The organism is Streptomyces sp. NPDC026538, assembly GCF_055567535.1.
Genome location: NZ_JBVHQG010000015.1, coordinates 1 through 23,058, shown reverse-complemented (window position 1 = coordinate 23,058; position 23,058 = coordinate 1). Strand labels below are relative to the sequence as shown.

Here is a 23,058-nt window from a genome sequence, read left to right as displayed (position 1 = left end):
TCAGCCGCTGAGCCCCGCGGCCAGCCTGCGCAGCCCCTCCCCGATCTCCTCGGGTGTCTGGGTCACGAAGCACAGCCGCAGGGTGGAGCGGTCGGGGTCGGCGGCGTAGAAGGGCTCGCCGGGGACGTAGGCCACGTCGTGCTCCACCACCCGGCGGAGCAGGGCGGTGGTGTCGTACGGCTCCGGGAGCCGGGCCCACAGGAACATGCCGCCCTCGGGCCGGTTCCAGGTGGAGCCGGCCGGCAGGGCATCGGCGAGGCCGGCCAGCATGGCGTCCCGGCGTGCGCCGTACACGGCGCGCACCGTGGCGACATGACCGTCCAGGACGTCCAGGTAGCGGGCGGCGGCGAGCTGGTTGAGGGTCGGGGTGTGCAGGTCGGCCGCCTGCTTGGCCACCGCGCAGGCGCGGCGCAGCGCACCCGGGGCGCGGAGCCAGCCGAGGCGCAGGCCGGGGGCCATCACCTTGGAGAAGGAGCCGAGCAGGACCACCCGGTCCGCGGCGCCGGGGAAGGACGCGATCCAGGGGACGCGGTCGCCGTCGTAGCGGAGTTCGCCGTAGGGGTCGTCCTCGACGATCCACAGGCCGTGCCGGGCGGCGGTGGTGGCGAGGGCGGCGCGGCGGGCGGCGGGCATGGTGCGGCCGGTGGGGTTCTGGAAGGTCGGGACGAGGTAGAGGAGCTTGGGCCGCTCGGCACGGATGAGTTCCTCCAGGGCGGCCGGGTCGACGCCGTCCGCATCGCCCGGGACGGGCAGGATCCGGGCGCCGGCCAGCCCGAAGACCTGAAGTGCCGCCAGGTAGCAGGGGCTTTCGACGAGGACCGTGTCACCGGGGTCTATCAGCGCGCTCGCCAGGAGGGAGAGGGCCTGCTGGGAGCCGGTGGTGATCAGGAGGTCGTCGGGATCGGTGGGCAGGCCCTGTGCGGTGACGCGTGCCGCCAGCGCGGACCTCAGGGCCGGCTCACCCTCCGTCGTCGAGTACTGCAACGCCCGCTCCGGCGACTCCTCCAGCACCGCCCGGAAGGCGGCCGCGATGCCCTCCCGGTCGAAGAGTTCGGGGGCCGGCAGCCCGCCCGCGAAGTTGATCACCTCGGGGCGTGCGGTCACCGCGAGGATCTCCCGCACCGGCGAACCGCCGACGGCACGGGCACGGGCCGCGAGCGGCGGCAGGGCGGCGGGGGCACTGGTGGCGGTCATGGACGGCTCCTCGGGCTGGTCCTCGTCTTGGCCGGAGCCTAGAGAGAAAGATGCCGTCTACACCCGTGATTCCGCGATACGGACGAACGACGCCCGGCTCCCCTGTCCGGGCGCTCGGGCGTCCCGTACCGGCGTCGCACGGGATGGGATCCGTGCAGGTCGGGGGCGTGGACCGGGCTCACCCGTCCCGAATCGTCCGGGAGGTCTGGCGGTCCGGGCGCCCCGGCCCACAGGCTGGGGGCACACCGAGATCGCCGACCACGCTGATCATGTCGATCACGCCGAGCACGCCGAGCACGCCGCCGACGTCAAGGGAGCCCTCGCATGTCCGCCGCAAAGCACCCCGCCCCGGCCGCCGGGCGCCGCCGTCTCCTGGCGGCGGCGGCCCTGGCGCTGGTCACCGCGACCGCCCTCAGCGGCTGCCGGGACGGCGAGGGCGTACGCGACGAGGGTCCCTCGGCCGCGTCCCTGTCTCACCCCGCCGACGACGCGGTCCGCCAGGCCTCGCCGCCCAGCGGGAACTCGTAGGCGGGCCGCCCGTTGTTGCCGCTCGTGCGGAACGGGCGCCCCTTGTCGTCGATCCGCAGCGTCCCGTGCCGCGACCCGCTGGACCAGGACAGCTCCAGGTACCAGCCCACGTAGTACGCCGAGGCGTCGGCCCTGATGTAGAACACCTCGGGATCCGACTCGCTCACCTTGAAGGGGAAGTCCCGGTGCCCGGCCTCCGGCACGACCGCCGGCCGCATCGCGTCCAGGGCGACGGTGAAGGAGCGGGTGGGCACGTTCCCGCCGCAGCCGACGCCCGGGTACCCCATCGCGTAGTCGTTCCAGGCGAGCGGCGAACTCCGCTCCGCCGTACGGACCGTGAGCCCGTCCAGCACCACGGACTCGCTGCCGGTGCCCTGCACGGTCAGCGTGACGTACTGCTCCCCCGAGGAGACCGCCTGGTGCGCGGTCACCCACGCGGTCGCGTCGGTCTCCAGAGGCGGCGGCGCCACGTCGGCCGGGGCCCGGTCGATCAGGTAGTGCTGGGAGCAGGGGCTCTCCCAGCTGTAGGGCCGGGTGTTGACGGTGAGCGGGGGTGCGGCGGTGCTGTCGTCCGCGGTGGGCGAGGAGCCGGCCGACGCGGTGTGCCCGGGACCGGCGGCCGGCGCCGAGGACGAGGCGGAAGGGGTCCGCGAGGCGGCGGACGAGCCGGCCGTCGGCGCCTTCGAGGAGCGGTGCGTGCGGTGCGGAGCGGGGCCGGCCGCGGTGGTGGCGCCCACCGGCCCCGTGCCCTTGTCGTCCGTCCCGCCGGAGGGCAGCTGTACGGCGGCCAGGGCGGCGCCGAGCAGGGCGACGACCGCGATCCCGGCGAGGAGCGCGGGCCGCGGAACCCGGCGGCGGCGCGCGGCGGTGCCCGGCCCGACCACCACCTCCGGCACCGGCATGGGGTCCGACTCCGGCACCGGCACGTGGTCCGACTCCCGCTCCGGCACGTGCACCGGATCCGGATCCGGCTCCGCTGTGACGACCGCCTCGGCCGATGTCACGACCGTTCCGGCCGGCTTCTCCGGAGCGGCCGGCTTCTCCGGAGCGTCCGGCTTCTCCGGAGCGTCGGCCTTCTCCCGGGCGTCCGCCTTCCGTCCCCGTCCCGCATCCGCCAGCACCCACCGCCGATGCAGCTCGACGAGTTCCTCGGGGCCGGCCTTGCAGAGCCGGGCGAGACGTTCCACGGGGGCGTAGTCCGCCGGTATGGCGTCCCCGTTGCAGTACCGGTGCAGGGTCGAGGTGCTCATGTGCAGCCGCTTGGCGAGCGTGCCGTAACTCAGTCCCGAGCGGTCCTTCAGCTCACGCAACAGCTCCGCGAAGCCGCTTGCCGCAGCACTGTCCGACACGGTTCCTCCGTCCCCCGCATCCCGTTCCCGCGTTCCAGGGAAGGAATGTTCTCCCAGGTCAAAGCCGATATGGACGTTCCAGCGTCCCTGATCGTCCGGCGACTGTGGCGGACGGGACGGAGCGGCCCACAGGCTGTGGCCATCCAAGCACGCCGCCACTCGAAAGAGGATTCGCCATGCGTACCCGCCGTGTCCGCCTGCTCGCCGCCATCGGCGCCGCCGTCGCCGCCGTCGCCCTCACGGCCTGTGAGAACGGAACGGGCACACGGGACGAGGGAGCGTCCCGGGTGCCGACGACGACCACGTCGACGCCGACGACAGCGACGCCCAAGCCCTCGGAGACCGCCGACGGCGGCACCGGGACGGGCACCGGCACCGGCACCGGCACCGGCACCGGCAAGTCCACGCCCGCTCCCGTGAGCGACACGGCCACGAAGACGCCGAGCGGCGACGGGAGCGGCGGCGGCAAGTCCACCTCCGTGCTGTGCAACGGCTCCAACACCGCCGTCACCGTCCAGCCGCTCTCCCGTCCGCTGAACCACATGCTGATCACGGTGAGGAACACCGGCAGCAGGACCTGCTACCTCACCTACTACCCGGTGCTCCGCTTCGACGAGATGCAGTGGGTCCCGCAGCCCGCCGAGGAGACCCACCCGCAGGCGGTCACCACCCTCGCCCCGGGCGAGTCCGGGTACGCGGGCGTGCTGCTGTCCGCGGCCGACGGCAGTGGCGACGGCGGTACGACCGGCCGCAAGCTGGTCGTCGCCTTCCAGGGCATGTCCCCGAACAGCAGCGGCGGCGCCTCGGCGACGCCGTCGCTGCCGGCGAAGGGCGTGTACTACGACAGCTCGCTGCGGGTGACGTACTGGCAGCAGGACCGCGAGAACGCCCTCAACTGGTGAGCCGGTGGACCGAATCGTCGGTGCCCGCTGCGAGATCTCGCAGCGGGCACCGACCCTTGGCTCCGAGGCTCAGCCGAGCATCCGGGCGGCCTCGACCGCCCAGTACGTGAGGATGTTCTGTGCGCCGGCCCGCTTGATGCCGGTGAGGGTCTCCAGGATGGCCCGGTCCCGGTCGATCCAGCCCTTCTCGGCGGCGGCCTCGACCATCGAGTACTCGCCGGAGATCTGGTAGGCGGCGACCGGCACGTCCACGGCGTCGGCGACCCGGGCGAGGATGTCGAGATAGGGCCCGGCCGGCTTGACCATCACCATGTCGGCCCCCTCCTCCAGGTCCAGGGCCAGCTCCCGCATGGACTCCCGCGCGTTGGCGGGATCCTGCTGGTAGGTCTTCCGGTCGCCCTTGAGGGACGAGCCGACGGCCTCCCGGAAGGGCCCGTAGAAGGCGGAGGCGTACTTCGCGGTGTAGGCGAGGATCGCGACGTCCTCCCGCCCGATCTGGTCGAGGGCGTCGCGGATGACGCCGATCTGCCCGTCCATCATCCCGCTGGGCCCCACGACATGGGCGCCCGCGTCGGCCTGCACCTGGGCCATCTCGGCGTACCGCTCCAGGGTGGCGTCGTTGTCGACGCGGCCCTCGGCGTCCAGCACCCCGCAGTGCCCGTGGTCGATGGTCTCGTCGAGACAGAGGTCGGACATCACGAGCAGCTCGTCGCCGACCTCGGCCCGCACGTCCCGCAGCGCGACCTGGAGGATCCCGTCCGGGTCGGTGCCGGGCGTGCCGAGGGCGTCCTTCTTGCCCTCCTCCGGGACCCCGAACAGCATGATCCCGGAGATGCCCGCCTCGACGGCCTCCAGGGCCGCCTTCTTCAGGGTGTCCCGGGTGTGCTGCACGACGCCGGGCATGGCGGCGATCGGCACCGGTTCGGTGACGCCCTCGCGCACGAACGCCGGGAGGATGAAGTCCGCGGGGTGCAGCCGGGTCTCGGCGACCATGCGCCGCATGACGGGGGTGGTCCGCAGCCGACGCGGCCGCGTGCCGGGGAAGGAGCCGTACTTCGTCATGCCCCTACGCTACGCCCGTCACCTGCACGCGCTTGCCGACGTGACGTCGGCGGTCGGGCTCTCCTGGCCGTAGTGGCAGACGAGGGCCGACGACGCGCCCCGGCAGGGGCGCGGGCCTGTATCGATATGCGGCTACCGCCGCGGGGGCGCGACAAGCCCCCGCCGGACCCGCGGACGAACCACTAGGGGGGTCCGGGGGCACAGCCCCCGGACCCCCCTGCGGCCCAACTCACGTAGTGCTGCGGCGCCGCCGCGCCCCCGGCCGTCGCTCACTCGGCCGCGTCACCGGATCCCCGGCCTCCAGCGCGCTCGCGCGCCTCCGCAGCCCGAACTCCGCCAGCGCCTCCGCCAGCTTGCCCACCGACGGCTCCGGGGCCATCACGTCCACCCGCAGCCCGTGCTCCTCGGCCGTCTTGGCCGTGGCCGGCCCGATGCACGCGATGACCGTCACGTTGTGCGGCTTCCCGGCGATGCCCACCAGGTTCCGCACGGTGGACGACGAGGTGAAGAGCACCGCGTCGAAGCCGCCGCCCTTGATGGCCTCCCGGGTGTCGGCCGGCGGCGGCGACGCCCGCACGGTCCGGTAGGCCGTGACGTCGTCCACCTCCCAGCCGAGCTCGATCAGCCCGGCGACCAGCGTCTCGGTGGCGATGTCGGCGCGCGGCAGGAACACCCGGTCGATCGGGTCGAAGACCGGGTCGTAGGGCGGCCAGTCCTCAAGGAGTCCGGCGGCGGACTGCTCGCCCGAGGGCACCAGGTCCGGCTTCACGCCGAAGGCGACCAGCGCCTTCGCGGTCTGCTCGCCGACCGCCGCGACCTTGATGCCGGCGAAGGCACGCGCGTCGAGCCCGTACTCCTCGAACTTCTCCCGTACGGCCTTGACCGCGTTCACCGAGGTGAAGGCGATCCACTCGTACCGCCCGGTGACCAGGCCCTTGACCGCGCGCTCCATCTGCTGGGGCGTGCGCGGCGGTTCGACGGCGATCGTCGGCACCTCGTGCGGCACGGCGCCGTACGACCGCAGCTGGTCGGAGAGGGTCGCCGCCTGCTCCTTCGTACGCGGCACGAGGACCTTCCAGCCGAACAGCGGCTTGGACTCGAACCACGACAACTGGTCGCGCTGGGCGGCGGCGGACCGCTCACCGACCACGGCTATCACCGGTCGGCCGCCCTCCGGGGAGGGCAGCGCCTTCGCCTGCTTCAGGGTCTGGGCGACCGTGCCGAGGGTGGCGGTCCAGGTCCGCTGCCGTGTGGTGGTGCCGGCGACCGTGACCGTCATCGGGGTGTCCGGCTTGCGGCCGGCGGCGACCAGTTCCCCGGCGGCCGCGGCCACCGAGTCGAGGGTCGTCGACACCACGACCGTGCCGTCCGAGGCGCCGACCTCGGTCCAGCACCGGTCGGAGGCGGTACGGGCGTCCACGAAACGCACGTCCGCGCCTTGGGCGTCCCGCAGCGGCACACCGGCGTAGGCGGGTACGCCCACCACCGCCGCGACACCCGGCACCACCTCGAAGGGCACACCGGCGGCGGCGCAGGCGAGCATTTCCTCGGTCGCGTACGTATCTAGTCCCGGGTCCCCGGAAACCGCACGGACGACCCGCCTGCCGCCCCGTGCGGCCTCCATGACAAGATGAACGGCATCCCGCGCTGGCGGGAGCGCAGCGGTTGTTGACGCTCCGTCAACAACCGTGAGTTGAGGCGTGCCTGTGCCCTGATACGGGTCCGACGAGGAACCCGGATTCGTGGGTACGACGGAGACGCCCTGCCTGGCGTGGGCCCTGATCACGTCGAGCACGTCGTGCTCGGCGACCAGGACGTCCGCGCTGGACAGTGCCTCCACGGCACGCAAGGTCAGCAGTCCCGGATCCCCGGGTCCGGCACCCAGGAAGGTGACGTGCCCGTGTTCAAGGCCGGCGGGAAGGTTGGTGGGGCTCACTGTGCTCGCTCCCCCATCAGACCGGCCGCGCCCTGGGCAAGCATCTCGGAGGCGAGTTCGCGACCGAGCGCCGTCGCCTGGTCGTTTGTCTCGGGCACGGGACCGGTGGTGGACAACTGCACCATCCGTGTGCCGTCGGTCGTGCCGACGACGCCACGCAGGCGCATTTCCTTGACAATCTGCCCGTCGGCCAGAAGGTCGGCCAGCGCACCCACAGGGGCGGAGCAGCCGGCCTCCAGGGCGGCGAGCAGTGATCGCTCGGCGGTCACGGCGGCCCGCGTGAACGGGTCGTCGAGTTCCTCGAGCGCGGCGATCAGCGACGCGTTGTCCGCGGCGCATTCGATCGCCAGTGCCCCCTGGCCGGGGGCGGGCAGAACCGTGTCGACCGACAGGAAGTCGGTCACCTCGTCGAGGCGGCCGATGCGGCTGAGTCCGGCCGCGGCCAGCACCACCGCATCCAGCTCGCCGTCGTGTACGTATCCGATCCGCGTGTCGACGTTCCCCCGGACCGGGACGGTCTCGATGTCCAGTCCGTGGGTGCGTGCGTACGCGTTCAGCTGCGCCGCCCGGCGCGGCGAACCGGTGCCGATGCGGGCCCCGCGCGGCAGGTCGGTGAACTTCAGCGCGTCCCGGGCGACGATCACGTCCCGCGGGTCCTCGCGTACCGGTACGGCGGCCAGGACCAGTTCCTCGGGCTGCGTGGTCGGGAGGTCCTTGAGCGAGTGAACCGCGAAGTCGACCTCACCGCGCAGCAGCGCGTCCCGCAGGGCGGTCACGAAGACCCCTGTGCCGCCGATCTGTGCGAGGTGCTCGCGGGAGGTGTCGCCGTAGGTGGTGATCTCGACGAGCTCGACGGGCCGTCCGGTCACCCGGCTCACGGCTTCCGCCACTTGCCCGGACTGGGCCATGGCGAGTCTGGATCGCCTGGTCCCCAGTCGCAGTGGGTTGTCACTCATGCCGGTCGGTCCTTCTTGTCTGTGCTGTCCACGGCCCGGGAGACGGCGGCCACCGTCTCGGGGTCGAGGTCGAACAGGGTCCGCAGCGCGTCCGCGTACCCGGCGCCGCCGGGCTCGGCCGCGAGCTGCTTGACCCGTACGGTCGGCGCGTGCAGGAGCTTGTCGACGACCCGGTGCACGGCCTGCCGGATCTCTCCGCGCTGCCGTTCGTCCAGGTCGGGCAGGCGCCCGTCGAGCCGCGCGATCTCACCGGCCACCACGTCGGCGGCCATGGTGCGCAGGGCGACCACGGTCGGCGTGATGTGCGCGGCCCGCTGTGCCGCCCCGAAGGCGGCCACCTCGTCGGCGACGATCCCCCGTACCTGGTCCACGTCGGCCGCCATGGGGGCGTCCGCGGACGCCTCCGCCAGCGACTCGATGTCCACCAGCCGCACCCCGGCCAGCCGGTGCGCGGCGGCGTCGATGTCGCGGGGCATGGCGAGGTCGAGGAGGAAGAGCGCGGGCGCGGGCCGGACGAGGCCGGCCGGCGGCTCGGGCCTGCGCAGCTCGGGGATGCGCCCCACCCGGGCGGCGGCCGCGGCGAGCGCGCCGATCAGCTCCGCGTCGGCCTCGGGCGTACGGCGCCCGGCCTCCCGGATGTCGACGGTGGCGTTGTCCACCCAGGCCGCGTGCTGCTCCAGCTCGGCGGCGGCCATCCCGGCGACGGCGGCCTCGCCCATCACGGAGAAACCACTCTGCTCGGCCGCGAGGTCGAGCGGGCAGTTCTCGTCGGAGTCCGGCAAGCCGCGGGCATGCGTGCCGCTCGGGGCGACGGGGGTCCCCCCGGTCGGGCGAAGCCGGGACGGGGAGAGAACGGACCCGGGCGGCAACCCGACGGCGCCGGGTCCGGTGACCGGCCCCCGGCCCGCGGCGGCATCCGGTACCCGTCCGCCGACCGCCTCGGCAACCACCTCCGCGGTCAGCACCAGCCCCGTCGCACCCGTGCAGGAGACGGCGACGTCGGCACGTGTCAGCTCGACCGGCACCGAGTCCATCGGTACCGCGCGGGCCACCACGTCCGTGTCGTCGCTGTCGTTGAGGATCTGGGCCAGGCGCTCGGCACGGTCGTACGTCCGGTTCGCCACGACGATCTCCGCGACGCCCGCCCGTGCCAGCGTGGCGGCGGCCAGCGAGGACATCGAACCGGCGCCGATGACCAGCGCCTTCCTGCCCTTGGCCCAGGTCTCGACGTCGGTACCGGCGGCGAGCTGTTCCAGGCCGAAGGTGACCAGGGACTGTCCGGCCCGGTCGATCCCGGTCTCGGAGTGGGCGCGTTTGCCGACTCGCAGGCCCTGCTGGAAGAGGTCGTTCATCAGCCGGCCGGCGCTGTGCATCTCCTGCGCCAGGGCGAGCGAGTCCTTGATCTGCCCGAGGATCTGTCCTTCGCCCACGACCATCGAGTCCAGGCCGCAGGCCACCGAGAACAGATGGTGGACGGCCCGGTCCTCGTAGTGCACATAGAGATAAGGGGTGAGCTCGTCGAGGCCGACCCCGCAGTGCTGGGCGAGCAGGGTGGACAGCTCGGCGACTCCGGCGTGGAACTTGTCCACGTCGGCGTAGAGCTCGATGCGGTTGCAGGTGGCGAGGATCGCCGCCTCGCCGGCCGGTTCGGCGGCGACCGTGTCCTGGACCAGCTTGACCTGGGCGTCCGTGGTGAGCGCGGCCCGTTCCAGGACGCTGACCGGGGCGCTGCGGTGGCTCAGCCCGACGACGAGGAGACTCATGCCGGCATCACGGCGGGTACGTCCCCGTCCGGTCCCTGCTCGGTGGAGTCCTGGCGGACGGCGGCGACGGGCGCGACCGGCCCCTCGTGATCCTCGCCGGCCTTGCGCTGCTCGTGGAAGGCGAGGATCTGCAGCTCGATGGAGAGGTCGACCTTGCGTACGTCGACACCGTCCGGGACGGTCAGCACGGTCGGCGCGAAGTTCAGGATGGAGGTGACCCCGGCGGCCACGAGGCGGTCGCAGACCTGCTGGGCGGCACCGGCGGGCGTGGCGATGACCCCGATCGACACACCGTTGTCGGAGATGATCTTCTCGAGCTCGTCGGTGTGCTGGACCGGGATGCCCGCGACCGGCTTTCCGGCCATCGCCGGGTCGGCGTCGATGAGGGCCGCGACCCGGAAACCGCGGGAGGCGAAGCCGCCGTAGTTGGCCAGGGCGGCGCCGAGGTTACCGATACCGACGATCACAACCGGCCAGTCCTGGGTCAGGCCCAGCTCACGGGAGATCTGGTAGACGAGATACTCGACGTCGTAGCCGACACCGCGCGTTCCGTACGAGCCCAGGTAGGAGAAGTCCTTGCGCAGCTTCGCGGAGTTGACCCCCGCGGCGGCCGCCAGCTCCTCGGAGGAGACCGTGGGGACCGAGCGCTCCGACAGTGCGGTCAGCGCCCGGAGGTACAGCGGAAGCCTGGCGACGGTGGCCTCGGGGATCCCTCGGCTGCGGGTCGCCGGTCGGTGAGTTCGGCCAGTTGCCACGGTGCTCCTGCGGGTAGAGCGGGGCTGCGGACGGTCACACGTTCCCAGACCGCCCCGTCGACAGCAGGCTATGTCTTTGTGAACGCGTGCACAAAGATAGTGTCCGATTTGCCCGGCCAACGTGACCGGGGTCACGCGCCCCCGGCGCAGTCGCGGGGAACCGGCGCAGAGGCGCTCGCGCTCCATCTCGGATGGGGGCAAAACAGTACACACTCCTCACGAATCCCGCCCCCGAGACCAAGCCGCCGTCGATCCTAAGCGACTTTCCGGCCCGTTTGGACTAGTCGGTCAGTGCCTTGCGGAGGCGCTCTTCGTTGACACGCCAGAAGGTGTGCTGTTCACCGTCGACGAGTACGACCGGAATCTGCTCCCAGTACAGATCGTGCAGTTGCGAATCCTGGGTGATGTCCCTCTCCTCCCAGTCCACCCCCAGCTCGCCGCACACCTTCTCGACCACGACCTGTGCGTCATCGCACAAATGACAACCCGGCTTACGGATCAGAGTGACCAAACGCGCACGAGACGCAGGTGCCTTGCGGCCGAAGAGAGGACTCATGCGGTCCATTCTCCCGCCCTGCCACGCCCTGTTCGACGCCTTGTTTAACGGACCGGTCGCGGAGAGTTCACACCCGCCCAACTCCCGCGACTCCGGGACCACCGAACGGACTGGCTATGCTCACGACATGGCCGCTCTCGGATGGCTCACTCCCCGTAGGCGCTCCGCCACGGCGCGGAGCGTGTTGGCAGGCGAGGCCTCGGCGGAGGCCGCGCGCAAGAGCCAGGAAGCCCTGGCCGAGGACGCGTCGGCCCCGGCCGACGGCTTGTCCAAGGACGCCGCGGAACCGGACTTCCCGGTGCTCGGCGACACCAAGGCCGCCGCGTTCTTCGACCTCGACAACACGGTCATGCAGGGCGCCGCGATCTTCCACTTCGGCCGGGGCCTGTACAAGCGGAAGTTCTTCGAGACCCGCGACCTGGCCAGGTTCGCCTGGCAGCAGGCCTGGTTCCGGCTGGCCGGCGTCGAGGACCCGCAGCACATCCAGGACGCGCGGGACTCCGCCCTGTCCATCGTCAAGGGCCACCGGGTCGCCGAGCTGCAGACCATCGGCGAGGAGATCTACGACGAGTACATGGCCGAGCGCATCTGGCCCGGCACCCGCGCCCTCGCCCAGGCCCACCTGGATGCGGGACAGAAGGTGTGGCTCGTCACAGCGGCACCGGTGGAGATCGCCGGCGTGATCGCCCGCCGGCTGGGCCTGACGGGAGCGCTCGGCACGGTCGCCGAGTCGGTCAACGGCATCTACACGGGCAAGCTGGTCGGCGAGCCCCTGCACGGCCCGGCGAAGGCCGAGGCGGTACGCGCGCTCGCCGCCGCCGAGGGCCTGGACCTGTCCCGCTGCGCGGCCTACAGCGACTCCCACAACGACATCCCGATGCTGTCCCTGGTCGGGCATCCGTACGCCATCAACCCGGACACGAAGCTGCGCAAGCACGCCCGCGAGATGGACTGGCGCCTGCGCGACTACCGCACGGGGCGCAAGGCGGCGAAGGTCGGCATCCCGGCTGCGGCCGGAGTGGGAGCGGTGGCCGGCGGCACGGCGGCGGCGATCGCGCTGAGCCGGCGGCGCCGTTAGCGCGGGGCCGTGCCTGGCGGAACAGCGCTGTAGGACTGCGGGCCGTATCCCGACCGCGGGTGGCCTGTGGCCGCTCGCGTAGTTCCCCGCGCCCCCGGAGGGGCGCTCCCAGCCGTTGCTTTCCGGCTTCAGCTGCGGGCAGTCGTGCCTCCCCCAATGCCTCAAAGGCCTGGGAGGTGCCCCAGGCGGCACGGGTGGGCGATGGGGGTCCCCCCGCTCCAACGAAGCCGAGTGTGGGGGGAGGCACCCGCAAGCGCCGGTAAGCACCCCCTCGCGCCCGCCCCCACCCACCCGCACCCGGACATCTCGGCGCCCAAACCTCGCGCGCCCGAATTATCGCGCCGCCACCCCAACACGCCCTCGACTCCGCCTCAACACGCATCTTTCTGATCAACAACCGATCACCCTGCGGCACTTGAACCACCCCAAATCGGTTACAGAAGCGACGCAATCGGTGATTTGAGCAACTCGGTGTAGCAGTGCCTGCACGAAGCGTTATTCTCCTCAGACGCAAACCGGTACCCCTCCGTCGCTACGACGGGTGAAAGGTTCCGTACTGCACGTGATGGAAGCTCTGCCTCTGGGAGTCCCGTGTACCCACACGTCGGGGTTGACGCCTCGGGCCTGGCTACGCTGCGCGCAACTGTCGCAACGGTCAAAGAGACGCTGCGCGGCCTTGTCCCGACCGCGTACGCCGTCCCCGCCTTCGCCACCGCCGCACCGATCGGCCCGTGCTACGCACTGGCCGACGGCATGGAACAGGTGCCGGCGCGCAGCGCCGTCGTCGAGGGGCGGCGGTCGGGCGACGGGCGCGCCGTCGGCAGACGTGGCCGTGCCACCGGCACCGCCGCGCCCGCCGCCCGCCGCCCGGCCGCGGACAGCGACAGCGCCCGGATGATGGACCTCGTGGAGCGCGCCCAGGCCGGCGAGTCCGACGCCTTCGGACGCCTCTACGACCAGTACAGCGACACCGTGTACCGCTACATCTACTACCGCGTCGGCGGCAAGGCGACCGCCGAGGACCTCACCAGTGAGACGTTCCTGCGCGCTCTCAGGAGGATCGGCACCTTCACCTGGCAGGGCCGCGACTTCGGCGCCTGGCTGGTCACCATCGCCCGCAACCTGGTCGCCGACCACTTCAAGTCGAGCCGTTTCCGGCTGGAGGTCACCACCGGCGAGATGCTCGACGCCAACGAGGTCGAGCGCTCCCCGGAGGACTCCGTCCTGGAGTCCCTCTCGAACGCGGCGCTCCTGGACGCCGTACGACGACTCAACCCCCAGCAGCAGGAGTGCGTGACGCTCCGCTTCCTCCAGGGCCTCTCGGTCGCCGAGACCGCCCGCGTGATGGGCAAGAACGAGGGCGCCATCAAGACCCTCCAGTACCGGGCCGTGCGCACTCTCGCCCGGCTCCTCCCGGACGACGCACGCTGAGCCGGGCACGCTCGGCGACACCCAACTCACGCTCGGTGAAAGCCTGTTGCCTTTCTCAGTCGATCGCCGGTCGTCCGTAACCCAAGTGCCGAGCCACTCGTTGTGCGGGATACAGGCTCCCTGTGGTCACGTCCAGCAAGACCCTGATCACACGTTCGTGTGGATCGGTCGAGGGCGTGCAACCCTCAGGACCCCCTGGGGAGTCGACCGTCATGACGAGAGGAGGTGCCGCCAGTGATCGCGAACGTATCGGCGCACCGGCGGGCGAACGCCTTCGCCCAGGCCCTGGAGGAGCAGCCCGACCGGGACCCGGCGGCCGAGCGGTCCGAGGTACCGGCGGGCGATCCGCCGGCCACCGCGGACCGGGCCGAGCGGACCGAGCAGGGCGAGCTGTTGGCCCTGGCGACAGGGCTCGCCGCACTGCCCAAGCCGGTGCTCGACCCGCAGGTCAAGGTCGTCCATCGGGCCCAGCTGGTGGCCGCTATGGAGGCCATGCTGGCGGAGGGCACCCTGGGCGGGGCGGCGGACGCGTCGCTTCCCGAGCAGCGCTCCCACCGGGCCAAGGGCGCACACCGGGCCAGCCCGCTGGGCAAACTGCGACCGCGTTCCCGGCTCACCAAGGGGCTCGCCGCGGGCGGCCTGAGCGTCGGCGTGGCAGCCGGAGCCTTCGGCGGGGTCGCCGCCGCCAGCTCCGACGCCCTGCCCGGCGACTCGCTGTACGGCCTCAAACGCGGCATCGAGGATTTCAAGCTGAACTATCTGTCCGACGGCGACGACCAGCGCGGCCAGACCTACCTCGACCAGGCCTCGACCCGGCTGATGGAGGCCCGCCGACTGATGGAACGGGGCCGCGGCGGCCACCTCGACCACGAGTCCATCGGCGAGATCCGCCGCACCCTGTCCGGGATGCAGCACGACGTCACCGAGGGCCACCGGCTGCTGCACGAGGCCTACGAGCGCGATCCGAACTCGCTGGGCCCCATCCAGGCGCTGTCCGCCTTCGCCCAGTCCCACCGCCAGGCGTGGGGCGCGCTGCGCGACAAGCTCCCGGTCCAGCTCGGGGACGTCAGTCAGCAGGTGTCGTCGGTCTTCGACGCCATAGACGAAGAGGTCGCCCCGCTGCAGTCCCTGCTGCCCCAGCCCTCCCAGAGCACCGGGAGCGGCACCGGCAAGCAGGGCACCGGCAAGGCGTCCACGGGCACCTCCGGCAGCCACCGGTCGACGGCCCCGTCGTCCTCGGGCAGCTCCGCCTCGGGCCACGAGTCCGGTACCGGCAGCCCCAGCGGCTCGGCCTCCGGCAGCGCCGACGACGGCCTGATCGGCGGCGCCGCGGGCGGCCTCCTAGATCCCCCGAAGACCGGGAGTTCGGGCGGCAGCAGCGCGTCCCCGTCAAAGAGCCCGACCAGCGAACCGGACGTCACCCTGCCCCCGCTCCTCCCCGGCCTCCTGCCGGGCCTGGGCATCGACAGCGAGGACGCGGGCAACTAGTCGACGAGGTCGCACCCCCGCGCCCCTCAGGGGCGCGGGGGTCTGTCGTGTGCGGCTACCGCCGCGCGGGCGCGACCAGCCCCAACCGGCCCGCAGCAGACGCACGACGGAACCGCTAGAAAAACACCGACCTCCGCTGCACGAGCAACTTGTACAGCGTGTGCTGGATCTGCTCCCGCACCTGATCCGTCAGGTTGAACATCAGCATCGGATCCTCGGCCGCCTCCGGCGGATAGCCGTCCGTACGGATCGGCTCCCCGAACTGAATCGTCCACTTCGTCGGCAGCGGGACCGCCCCGAGCGGGCCGAGCCAGGGAAACGTCGGCGTCAGCGGGAAGTAGGGAATCCCCAGCACCCGGGCCAGCGTCTTCGCGTTGCCGAGCATCGGGTAGATCTCCTCGGCCCCCACGATCGAGCAGGGAATGATCGGCGCCCCCTGCCGCAGCGCGGTCGAGACGAACCCGCCCCGCCCGAACCGCTGGAGCTTGTACCGCTCGCTGAACGGCTTCCCGATGCCCTTGAACCCCTCCGGCATCACCCCGACCAGCTCACCCTGCCCCAGCAGCCGTTCCGCGTCCTCCGCGCACGCGAGCGTGTGCCCGAGCTTGCGCGCCAGTTCGTTCACCACCGGCAGCACGAAGACCAGATCGGCCGCCAGCAGCCTGAGGTGACGATTCGCCGGATGATGGTCGTGCACCGCGACCTGCATCATCAGCCCGTCCATCGGCAGCGTCCCGGAGTGGTTGGCGACGATCAGCGCACCGCCCTCGGCCGGGATGTTCTCCATGCCCTTCACCTCGACACGGAAGTACTTCTCGTACACCGGCCGCAGCATGGACATCAGGACCTGGTCGGTCAGCTCCTCGTCGTACCCGAAGTCGTCGACCTCGTAGTCCCCGGTCAGCCGTCGGCGCAGGAACGCGAGACCGCGTGCGACACGCTGTTCCAGGCCGGCGTCGTCGTGCGGCTCCGGCCCGTCCGTCTCAGCGCTCTCCCGGGTCACATGCACATCTTCCTGCGCGGGGATCCGCCCGGCGAGAGGCTGGACCTCACGCACCACCCCGGACTCGCGCACCACCGCCTGCTCGCCGCCGCCCTTGCGCCGGTTGCCCGGCCCCCGGCGCCGGGCCGGCCGCTGCACGGCAGCTCCGCGGGACCGGTCGTCGTCGAACGGAATGACCTTGGCGTCCGCCATCGTGTTGCGCTCCTCAGTTGGCGCTCTGCGTCGGTGTCTTCCCGCCGCTCAGGACGGGCAGGGCGGCGATCCGGTCGACGGCGGCGGCCACCGCCTGCGGCGGCAGCAGCCCCGTGGCCTGGGCGCGCACGAAGTCCGCGAACGTCTCCGCCGTCGTGTACTTCGGCTGGAATCCCAGCGTCTCGCGCATCTGGCCGGTGGAGACCACCCGGCCGTGCGTCAGCAGCCGGATCTGCTCGGGCGAGAAGTCGGTCATACCGAGCGTCCGTACCAGGGACCCGGCCCAGGTGACCGCCGGCAGCAGCAACGGCACGGTGGGCCGCCCCAGCCGCCGCGAGCACTGGGAGAGCAACAGCACGCCGTCGCCCGCGATGTTGAACGTGCCGCTGTTCAGGGTCCCCCGCGCCGGCTCGTGCGAGGCGATCCGCAGGACGTCGATCACATCGTCCTCGTGCACGAACTGCAGCCGGGGGTCGTACCCGAAGACGGTGGGCAGCACGGGGAGGGAGAAATAGGAGGCGAGCGGGGTGTCGGCGGTCGGCCCGAGGATATTGGCGAACCGCAGCACGCACACCGCCACGTCGGGCCGCCGCCTGGCGAACCCCCGCACATACCCCTCCACCTCCACCGTGTCCTTCGCGAACCCCCCGCTCGGCAGGGACTTCGGCGGGGTCGTCTCGGTGAAGACGGCGGGATCCTTCGGCGCGGAGCCGTACACGTTCGTGCTGGACTTGATCACCAGGCGCTTGACGTTCGGCGACTTCTGACAGGCGCCGAGCAGCTGCATGGTCCCGATGACGTTGGTCTCTTTCACGGTCGCCCGGCTCCCGCTGCCCAGCGGCGTACCGGTCACGTCCATGTGGACGACGGTGTCGGCGCCGGTCTCGCCGAGGATGCGGGCGATGGTCGGCTGGCGGATGTCGGTCTGGACGAAGTCGGCCCCGCCCAGATGATGTTCCGGCGGCACCGCGTCCACGGCGACGACCCGGTCGACGTCGGGGTCACGCTGGATCCGTCGTACGAACCGGCCCCCAAGTTGACGGGCCACTCCGGTCACGAGCACGACCTTCCCCAAGATCAGCGCCTTTCTTCCGTGTTCCCGTATGCGGGCCAACTTAGCGGGTTGATGTTGCGCTGGCATGCCCCCCAGCAGGCCGGGGTGAGCCGTCGCGGCCGGAAAATGCGTGTGGCCCCCCACCGTACTGGTGGGGGGCCACACACAAGCTCTCGCGGCTCGGCGCCGTAATTACTTCTTGTTACGGCGCTGAACACGCGTGCGCTTGAGCAGCTTGCGGTGCTTCTTCTTGGCCATCCGCTTGCGCCGCTTCTTGATAACAGAGCCCACGACTACCCTCGCTCACTTCTCATCACTCGGTGCTGGGCATCATGGGCCCATACGACCTACGAGGGGCTAGCCTACCCGCCCGAGCGCTGAGCTCGTAATCGAGGTGCTCCGGGTATCCCGAAACCGTCGTCAGGCGGTCTCCACCCCCACATAGCTCTCGCGAAGGTACTCGTGTACCGCTTGCTCGGGGACGCGGAAGGACCGCCCCACCCGGATCGCGGGCAGATGACCGCTGTGCACCAGCCGGTACACGGTCATCTTCGACACTCGCATCACCGCGGCGACCTCCGCCACGGTAAGGAACACAACCTCGTTGAGAGGCCTCTCGCCAGCTGCCATGACACACCTGAACCTTCCGCACTCGACGGGCCACCGGCTTCCCCTTCCGGTGACTCTTCGTCGTTGCGTGCTCACTCCCCAATGTAGGGGCGGGTGATGCGAGTGGGGAAGAGGTGCACCCATCGGCGGCCTACTGTGACAGACACGCTCGATTGAGTACGTAGCGGGTAAGGGGCGTGTAGTAATCAGCCCGCACGCCGTCATCAACCGGAACGGCGACGGACACGACCCCCTCGGCCTCGCCCACAAAGAGCGCGGGGTCATCCGTATCCGCCAGCCCAATGGCCTCAAACCCGAGCTGACCAGCACCGCAGACCCACCCGTGGTCTCCCACCACCAGCTCGGGCAATGGCCCACCGCCGTCCGCCGCCGCATCCAGCGCCACCCGAACCGGCAGCGGTGAGTGCGTGTGCGCACCCGGCGCACAACCGGGGCGTTCACCTCCCGATTCCCGCACCAACCCGACACCTTGTACGTAATCCAGGTTGCACGTACGTAGACCGAACCGGGTCGTTATGTCGACACAGCGACCCTGCGCGGGGGTGAGAACCTCACACCCCGCCGCCGACAACGCGTCCGCGAGACCGGCGTAGAAACCGAGCAGCCGGTCGGGGTGACCGGTCCCGAACAACACGGGCGCCCGCCGCCGGGCCACATCCCCCACCCGCTCCGCGAAGGCATCGAGCGCGGCGACGGTCAACTCAGGATCGATCACATCATGCCCCGAAACACACCGGGGATCGTCCGAAACCCCACACTTGCCCGCCATCAACCGAATCAACTCCCGCTCGCTCCACGCCCCTTGCGGATCAATACCGATCAACACCCGAGGATCCCGAGCCGCGAACAGCCGATAACGCCGAAGGCTCCGCTCCCGGGCGGAAGCCACCACCCCCGCCAGCCCCACGGACACCAAGTAGTCCCGAAGCCCACCACCACTCGACACGCCAGAAATAGTGAGGGACCCGGCTGCCAGAAAACCCCGGAAGCAGAGCAACACCCCACGGTTGGCGTAACGACCAACCAACCCCTAGGGCCTGTCTGACCCATCCCGTCTGCCTCGGGACGCCATGCACGCACTCTCGCCGCACCGGGCGCCGCGACGCCGCCCTCCGGGCGACGACGGGAATGGTCGGACAGGCCCTAGGCCAACAGCCCCCGCAACGGAAACACGGCCCGCCGCGTAGCCAGTACCGCCTGGTCCAGACGGTCGGCGGGGTCGTAGCCCGCCTCCCACTCCGCCCACTCCACGGGCCACCGCCCGTCCGTCATCCGCCCCGGCCCCAACTGCCGGGTCCGAGCGAACACCTCCCGCCGCCAGACCTCGGGAACCAGCTCCTCCGGCGCGATCTCCCGCCCCGCGGCGATCGCCACCAGATGCGTCCATGAGCGAGGCACGACATCCACCACCTCGTACCCCCCGCCCCCCAGCGCGACCCACTTCCCGCCGGCGTACTCGTGCGCCAGTTCGTGGCAGGCCACCTGCACAGCCCGCTGCGCGTCCAGCGAGACGGCGAGATGCGCCAGCGGATCCTCGAAGTGGGTGTCGGCGCCGTGCTGAGTCACCAGTACCTGCGGCCGGAAGTCGCCGACCAGCTCCGGCACGACCGCGTGGAACGCCCGCAACCACCCCGCGTCCCCGGTCCCCGCCGGCAGCGCCACATTCACCGCGGAGCCCTCCCCCGCCCCGGCCCCGACCTCCTGCGGCCATCCGGTCTGCGGGAACAACGTCCGGGGATGCTCGTGCAGCGAGATCGTCAGAACCCGCGGATCCTCCCAGAACGCGGCCTGCACCCCGTCCCCGTGATGCACGTCCACATCCACATAGGCGACCCGCTCGGCACCCAGCTCCAGCAACCGCGCAATCGCCAGCGAGGCGTCGTTGTAGATACAGAACCCGGAGGCCGCCCCCGGCATCGCGTGGTGCAACCCGCCCGCGAAGTTCACGGCGTGGTCGACGTCCCCCCGCCACACCGCCTCGGCGGCCCCCACCGACTGCCCGGCGATCAACGCGGACACCTCGTGCATCCCGGTGAACGCGGGATCGTCCATCGTCCCCAGCCCGTACGACTGATCGGCCGCCGCGGGATCGGCCGAAGCCGCCTTCACCGCCTCGACGTAGTCCTCCCGGTGCACCAGCCGAAGCGTCGACTCACCGGCCGGCTTCGCCGCGACGACGTCCACCGCCCGGTCGAGCCCGAACGCATCGACCAGTCTCCGGGTCAACGCCAGCCGGACCGGATCCATCGGATGGCCCGGACCGAAGTCATATCCCGTTACTGCCTCGTCCCACATCAGCTGTGCGCGGCCGCTCATGCCCGCCACCGTATCGGTCCGGTTGAGTCGCGAACGAACGGGCGTACACCAACGTCACCAGCACCAACACCATCGGCACCAGCATCGCCCCGCGGTAGCTCCACGCGTCGCCCAGCGCACCCACCAACGGCGAACCGATCAGGAAGCCGACGTAGTTGAAGATGTTCAGCCGGGCGATGGCAGCATCCGAATCCCCCGGGAACAACCGCCCGGCCGCCGCGAAGGTCTGCGGCACCAGGACACACAGCCCCAGCCCCAACAGGGTGAACCCGGCCATCCCGACCCAGGCCCCGGACGCCCCCGCCACCACCGCGAACCCGACCGCCGCCACCAGCGCCCCCAGCCGTACGACCGCCACGGCCCCGAACCGCCGTACCCCGAAGTCCCCGATGGCCCGCCCGACCAGCGTGGTCACCATGTACACGTTGTACGGCACGGTGGCCAGCTGCTCGCTACTCCCCAGCACGTCCTTCAGATACTTCGCACTCCAGTTGGAGACGGTCGAGTCCCCGATGTAGGCGAACGTCATCACCAGACACAGCGGCAGCAGCAGCTTGAAGACGACACCACCGCCCGCACCGGCGCCCGCCCCGACCTCGGCGGCCCCGGCGTCCTCCGCCGGCTTTCCGTCCACATACCACCGGCTCGCCACCAGCGCGGCCGGCAGCAGCACCGCGACGACCGGCAGGTACGACACCCACAGCGCGAGATGCCAGTGCGCCCCCACCCAGGCCAGCGAGGCCCCCAGAATGCCGCCCAGGCTGTAGGCGGCGTGGAAACTGAGCATGATGCTGCGCCCGTACGTCCGCTGCAGGCTCACCCCGAGCATGTTCATCGAGGCGTCCAACGCCCCGACCGCCAGCCCGAACGCGGCCAGCGCGACCGCCAGCTCGGCCACCTGACCGCCGGCCCCGACCCCGAGCAGCGCCAGCATCACCACGGGCTGGGACCAGCGCAGCAGCCGGCTGGGCCGTATTCGCTTCACCAGCTGCTCGGTGGTCACACTGCCGACGCCGGCCAGGATCGGCACGGCGGCGAGAAAGACCGGCAGCAGCGCGTCGGAGACGCCGTACCGGTCCTGGATGGCGGGGATGCGCGTCACGAGCAGCGCGAAAGTGGCGCCCTGCGTGAAGAAGCTGAACGCCAACGAGGCCCTACCGCGCCGCAGCACATCTGTCATGGCGGCGAGCGTAGGGCCCCGGCGTACTCGTGGGTAGATCCAGCCAAAGATGAATTTCCTTCACCTTTACCTACCGCGGTGTCAGGCGGCGACAGCCACCTCACGCTTCACGCTGCCCGCCGTCTCCTCCGACGTCCCCTTCATGGCCTTCACCTCGTCGGAGATCATCCGGGCCATCGGCTCGGCGGCGAGGCCGCCGCTGACCACCATCCCGATCCCGATCGCGCCGACCAGGATGACCGTGCCGAGCCACACCATGGTGTCCACGGGCAGGGTGTACGCCCCCACGATCCGCGCCACGCACTCGGCGAGCAGCAGCACACCCCACACGAGAGAGTAGACCCGCTCGGACCGCCGGAACGCGGCCGACCCGGACCGCAGCCGTTCGAAGGCCGCCGCCCTGGCCGCGTCCCCCTTCAGCACGAACGGCTTCAGCCCCTCGGTCATCATCGGCCGCCCCATCGCCACCGACACCAGGATCGCGATCCCGATCGCGCTGCTGACCCCGCTGTCCTTCGCGAGCATCAGCCGCGGGTCTCCGGAGACGAAGCTCAACGCCAGCGACACCAGGTTCACCAGCAGGATGAGCCCCGCGAACGCGTTGCCCCGCCGCTCCTTGGCCACGCTCCACACCGTCCGCAGCGCCGGCACCACACTGCTCCAGGCGAGCGCCGCGAAGGTGCTCATCCCGAAGGCGCCCTTGAAGAGGTAGTACGACCCGAGGGGAACCGCCACGTCCACGATCAGCGGCTTGAGGTTCTCCAGCACGCTGGGCTGCTGCTTGTCCTGGTTGCTGTGCGGGGACCCGGCGTTCGTCGTCTTCGTCATGTTCATAGCTTGGCGTCCGGGCCGGGTCCCCCAGTAGAAACGATCGTCCGTAGCTCGGCATGACAATTGTCAGCCCCGCCATGATGCCCTCGGTCATTCGAGCAGGTCAGCCAACTGCCCCAGGTTCGAGAAGAGTTGGGTGGCCCCGTGCAGCCGGTCGGCCGGCGTCATCGCCGTGTACCCGTACACGTCCATACCGGCCGCGACAGCCGCCCGCACGCCCAGCGGGCTGTCCTCCACGACGGCACAGCGCTCCGGTGCGACCCCCATCCGCTCGGCCGCGTACAGGAAGAGATCCGGCGCCGGCTTGCCCCTCCCCACGTCCTGCGAACTGAACACCCGCGACTCGTCGAACCACCGGTCGAGCCCGGTCGTACGGTGCCCCACGCGAATCCGCTCATGGCTCCCGGACGACGCCACGCAGTACGGGACCTTGTCCGCCGCCAGCCGTTCAAGCACCTCCGCGGCCCCGGCGACGGGCTTCAACTCCGCCTCGAAGGCGGCGAACACCCGCGCGTGGAAGACGTCGTCGAAGTCGTCGGGCAGCCGCCGCCCGGTGCGCTCCTGGACGAGCTCGTGGACCCGGTGCATCGCGGATCCCATGTAGTCCCGTATGGAGTCCTCGTAGGAGGTGGGGTGTCCGAGCTCGGTGAGATAGGCGGCCAGGAGCCGGTTGGAGATCGGCTCACTGTCGACGAGGACGCCGTCGTTGTCGAAGATAACCAGGTCGTAGCGCATACCACCGAGCTTAAACGCACCCGCAAACGCAGAAAGGCCCACGCCATAACGGCGTGGGCCTTTCTCAAAATTTGTTCGGCGGTGTCCTACTCTCCCACAGGGTCCCCCCTGCAGTACCA

The 23,058-nt window shown here is 71.1% G+C and carries 22 protein-coding genes; 5 read left to right on the top strand and 17 right to left on the bottom strand.

Annotation, left to right across the window (positions count from 1 at the left end; translation table 11 throughout):
* On the bottom strand, window positions 1–1,194 hold the full coding sequence (locus tag ACZ4N4_RS40960) for an aminotransferase-like domain-containing protein (RefSeq protein ID WP_467598699.1): 1,194 nt from the start codon (window positions 1,192–1,194) through the stop codon (window positions 1–3).
* Window positions 1,195–1,518: 324 nt separating this feature from the next.
* Here ACZ4N4_RS40960 and ACZ4N4_RS40955 point away from each other — a divergent pair, with 324 nt between their 5' ends.
* Complete coding sequence (locus ACZ4N4_RS40955; protein ID WP_453379061.1) at window positions 1,519–1,722, top strand: hypothetical protein; 204 nt, start codon at window positions 1,519–1,521, stop codon at window positions 1,720–1,722.
* On the opposite strand, the gene ACZ4N4_RS40950 is transcribed toward ACZ4N4_RS40955, so the two are convergent.
* Complete coding sequence (locus ACZ4N4_RS40950; RefSeq protein ID WP_467598696.1) at window positions 1,668–3,071, bottom strand: helix-turn-helix domain-containing protein; 1,404 nt, start codon at window positions 3,069–3,071, stop codon at window positions 1,668–1,670. The two genes, ACZ4N4_RS40955 and ACZ4N4_RS40950, sit on opposite strands and share 55 nt — an antisense overlap.
* A gap of 176 nt (window positions 3,072–3,247) precedes the next feature.
* Here ACZ4N4_RS40950 and ACZ4N4_RS40945 point away from each other — a divergent pair, with 176 nt between their 5' ends.
* Complete coding sequence (locus tag ACZ4N4_RS40945) at window positions 3,248–3,973, top strand: DUF4232 domain-containing protein (RefSeq protein ID WP_467598693.1); 726 nt, start codon at window positions 3,248–3,250, stop codon at window positions 3,971–3,973.
* Between the two features lie 69 nt (window positions 3,974–4,042).
* Here ACZ4N4_RS40945 and hemB read toward each other — a convergent pair whose 3' ends face one another.
* The 6 genes from hemB to ACZ4N4_RS40915 all read right to left on the bottom strand — a co-directional run bounded on the left by hemB (window position 4,043) and on the right by ACZ4N4_RS40915 (window position 11,010).
* On the bottom strand, window positions 4,043–5,035 hold the full coding sequence (gene hemB, locus ACZ4N4_RS40940; RefSeq protein ID WP_453576681.1) for a porphobilinogen synthase: 993 nt from the start codon (window positions 5,033–5,035) through the stop codon (window positions 4,043–4,045).
* 229 nt (window positions 5,036–5,264) lie between these two features.
* Complete coding sequence (locus ACZ4N4_RS40935; RefSeq protein WP_467598690.1) at window positions 5,265–6,971, bottom strand: bifunctional uroporphyrinogen-III C-methyltransferase/uroporphyrinogen-III synthase; 1,707 nt, start codon at window positions 6,969–6,971, stop codon at window positions 5,265–5,267.
* Window positions 6,968–7,927, bottom strand: a complete 960-nt coding sequence (gene hemC, locus ACZ4N4_RS40930; protein ID WP_453576675.1) for a hydroxymethylbilane synthase — start codon at window positions 7,925–7,927, stop codon at window positions 6,968–6,970. Before hemC ends, ACZ4N4_RS40935 begins: the two co-directional genes overlap by 4 nt.
* A complete protein-coding gene (locus ACZ4N4_RS40925; RefSeq protein WP_467598687.1) occupies window positions 7,924–9,690 on the bottom strand; it encodes a glutamyl-tRNA reductase in 1,767 nt (588 codons plus the stop codon). The genes hemC and ACZ4N4_RS40925 overlap by 4 nt, the downstream gene beginning before the upstream one ends.
* Window positions 9,687–10,445, bottom strand: a complete 759-nt coding sequence (locus ACZ4N4_RS40920; protein ID WP_453576670.1) for a redox-sensing transcriptional repressor Rex — start codon at window positions 10,443–10,445, stop codon at window positions 9,687–9,689. The genes ACZ4N4_RS40925 and ACZ4N4_RS40920 overlap by 4 nt, the downstream gene beginning before the upstream one ends.
* Window positions 10,446–10,725: 280 nt before the next feature.
* A complete protein-coding gene (locus ACZ4N4_RS40915) occupies window positions 10,726–11,010 on the bottom strand; it encodes a glutaredoxin family protein (protein WP_450753761.1) in 285 nt (94 codons plus the stop codon).
* Window positions 11,011–11,128: 118 nt separating this feature from the next.
* On the opposite strand from ACZ4N4_RS40915, the gene ACZ4N4_RS40910 reads away from it, so the two are divergent.
* The 3 genes from ACZ4N4_RS40910 (at window position 11,129) to ACZ4N4_RS40900 (ending at window position 14,998) form a co-directional block, all read left to right on the top strand.
* A complete protein-coding gene (locus tag ACZ4N4_RS40910; RefSeq protein ID WP_453576667.1) occupies window positions 11,129–12,079 on the top strand; it encodes an HAD family hydrolase in 951 nt (316 codons plus the stop codon).
* Window positions 12,080–12,670: 591 nt separating this feature from the next.
* Window positions 12,671–13,510 carry an ECF subfamily RNA polymerase sigma factor, BldN family gene (locus tag ACZ4N4_RS40905; RefSeq protein ID WP_360497599.1) on the top strand — a complete coding sequence of 280 codons (840 nt, stop codon included), beginning with the start codon at window positions 12,671–12,673 and terminating at the stop codon, window positions 13,508–13,510.
* A 234-nt stretch (window positions 13,511–13,744) separates the two neighbouring features.
* Window positions 13,745–14,998, top strand: a complete 1,254-nt coding sequence (locus tag ACZ4N4_RS40900) for a DUF5667 domain-containing protein (RefSeq protein WP_453576665.1) — start codon at window positions 13,745–13,747, stop codon at window positions 14,996–14,998.
* Between the two features lie 115 nt (window positions 14,999–15,113).
* Here ACZ4N4_RS40900 and ACZ4N4_RS40895 read toward each other — a convergent pair whose 3' ends face one another.
* From ACZ4N4_RS40895 to ACZ4N4_RS40855, 9 genes are all read right to left on the bottom strand, one after another.
* Window positions 15,114–16,193 (bottom strand): lysophospholipid acyltransferase family protein, encoded by a 1,080-nt coding sequence (locus tag ACZ4N4_RS40895; protein WP_467598683.1) that lies wholly within the window; start codon window positions 16,191–16,193, stop codon window positions 15,114–15,116.
* A 13-nt stretch (window positions 16,194–16,206) separates the two neighbouring features.
* Window positions 16,207–17,268 (bottom strand): NAD-dependent epimerase/dehydratase family protein, encoded by a 1,062-nt coding sequence (locus ACZ4N4_RS40890; protein ID WP_453576660.1) that lies wholly within the window; start codon window positions 17,266–17,268, stop codon window positions 16,207–16,209.
* A gap of 171 nt (window positions 17,269–17,439) precedes the next feature.
* Complete coding sequence (locus tag ACZ4N4_RS40885; RefSeq protein WP_003948845.1) at window positions 17,440–17,538, bottom strand: 30S ribosomal protein bS22; 99 nt, start codon at window positions 17,536–17,538, stop codon at window positions 17,440–17,442.
* Between the two features lie 129 nt (window positions 17,539–17,667).
* Window positions 17,668–17,877 carry a helix-turn-helix domain-containing protein gene (locus ACZ4N4_RS40880; RefSeq protein WP_067299677.1) on the bottom strand — a complete coding sequence of 70 codons (210 nt, stop codon included), beginning with the start codon at window positions 17,875–17,877 and terminating at the stop codon, window positions 17,668–17,670.
* Between the two features lie 130 nt (window positions 17,878–18,007).
* Window positions 18,008–18,823, bottom strand: a complete 816-nt coding sequence (locus ACZ4N4_RS40875; RefSeq protein WP_453576658.1) for a phosphatase — start codon at window positions 18,821–18,823, stop codon at window positions 18,008–18,010.
* A gap of 197 nt (window positions 18,824–19,020) precedes the next feature.
* Window positions 19,021–20,193: an acetoin utilization protein AcuC gene (locus ACZ4N4_RS40870; RefSeq protein ID WP_467598680.1), complete on the bottom strand. Its 1,173-nt coding sequence runs from the start codon at window positions 20,191–20,193 to the stop codon at window positions 19,021–19,023.
* Window positions 20,144–21,373 (bottom strand): MFS transporter, encoded by a 1,230-nt coding sequence (locus tag ACZ4N4_RS40865; protein WP_453576653.1) that lies wholly within the window; start codon window positions 21,371–21,373, stop codon window positions 20,144–20,146. Before ACZ4N4_RS40865 ends, ACZ4N4_RS40870 begins: the two co-directional genes overlap by 50 nt.
* 81 nt (window positions 21,374–21,454) lie before the next feature.
* A complete protein-coding gene (locus tag ACZ4N4_RS40860) occupies window positions 21,455–22,201 on the bottom strand; it encodes a VC0807 family protein (RefSeq protein WP_467598677.1) in 747 nt (248 codons plus the stop codon).
* Window positions 22,202–22,294: 93 nt separating this feature from the next.
* Window positions 22,295–22,939, bottom strand: coding sequence for an HAD family hydrolase (locus ACZ4N4_RS40855; protein WP_467598674.1), 645 nt, complete (start codon window positions 22,937–22,939; stop codon window positions 22,295–22,297).
* Window positions 22,940–23,058: the final 119 nt, after the last annotated feature.

What these genes read in the sequence shown, in the direction of transcription:
- ACZ4N4_RS40960 (WP_467598699.1), bottom strand. Translation starts at nt 1,194, where the DNA reads ATGACCGCCACCAGTGCCCCCGCCGCCCTGCCGCCGCTCGCGGCCCGT.
- ACZ4N4_RS40955 (WP_453379061.1), top strand. Translation starts at nt 1,519, where the DNA reads ATGTCCGCCGCAAAGCACCCCGCCCCGGCCGCCGGGCGCCGCCGTCTC.
- ACZ4N4_RS40945 (WP_467598693.1), top strand. Translation starts at nt 3,248, where the DNA reads ATGCGTACCCGCCGTGTCCGCCTGCTCGCCGCCATCGGCGCCGCCGTC.
- hemB (WP_453576681.1), bottom strand. Translation starts at nt 5,035, where the DNA reads ATGACGAAGTACGGCTCCTTCCCCGGCACGCGGCCGCGTCGGCTGCGG.
- hemC (WP_453576675.1), bottom strand. Translation starts at nt 7,927, where the DNA reads ATGAGTGACAACCCACTGCGACTGGGGACCAGGCGATCCAGACTCGCC.
- ACZ4N4_RS40925 (WP_467598687.1), bottom strand. Translation starts at nt 9,690, where the DNA reads ATGAGTCTCCTCGTCGTCGGGCTGAGCCACCGCAGCGCCCCGGTCAGC.
- ACZ4N4_RS40915 (WP_450753761.1), bottom strand. Translation starts at nt 11,010, where the DNA reads ATGGACCGCATGAGTCCTCTCTTCGGCCGCAAGGCACCTGCGTCTCGT.
- ACZ4N4_RS40910 (WP_453576667.1), top strand. Translation starts at nt 11,129, where the DNA reads ATGGCCGCTCTCGGATGGCTCACTCCCCGTAGGCGCTCCGCCACGGCG.
- ACZ4N4_RS40895 (WP_467598683.1), bottom strand. Translation starts at nt 16,193, where the DNA reads ATGGCGGACGCCAAGGTCATTCCGTTCGACGACGACCGGTCCCGCGGA.
- ACZ4N4_RS40880 (WP_067299677.1), bottom strand. Translation starts at nt 17,877, where the DNA reads ATGGCAGCTGGCGAGAGGCCTCTCAACGAGGTTGTGTTCCTTACCGTG.
- ACZ4N4_RS40870 (WP_467598680.1), bottom strand. Translation starts at nt 20,193, where the DNA reads ATGAGCGGCCGCGCACAGCTGATGTGGGACGAGGCAGTAACGGGATAT.
- ACZ4N4_RS40865 (WP_453576653.1), bottom strand. Translation starts at nt 21,373, where the DNA reads ATGACAGATGTGCTGCGGCGCGGTAGGGCCTCGTTGGCGTTCAGCTTC.
- ACZ4N4_RS40860 (WP_467598677.1), bottom strand. Translation starts at nt 22,201, where the DNA reads ATGACGAAGACGACGAACGCCGGGTCCCCGCACAGCAACCAGGACAAG.
- ACZ4N4_RS40855 (WP_467598674.1), bottom strand. Translation starts at nt 22,939, where the DNA reads ATGCGCTACGACCTGGTTATCTTCGACAACGACGGCGTCCTCGTCGAC.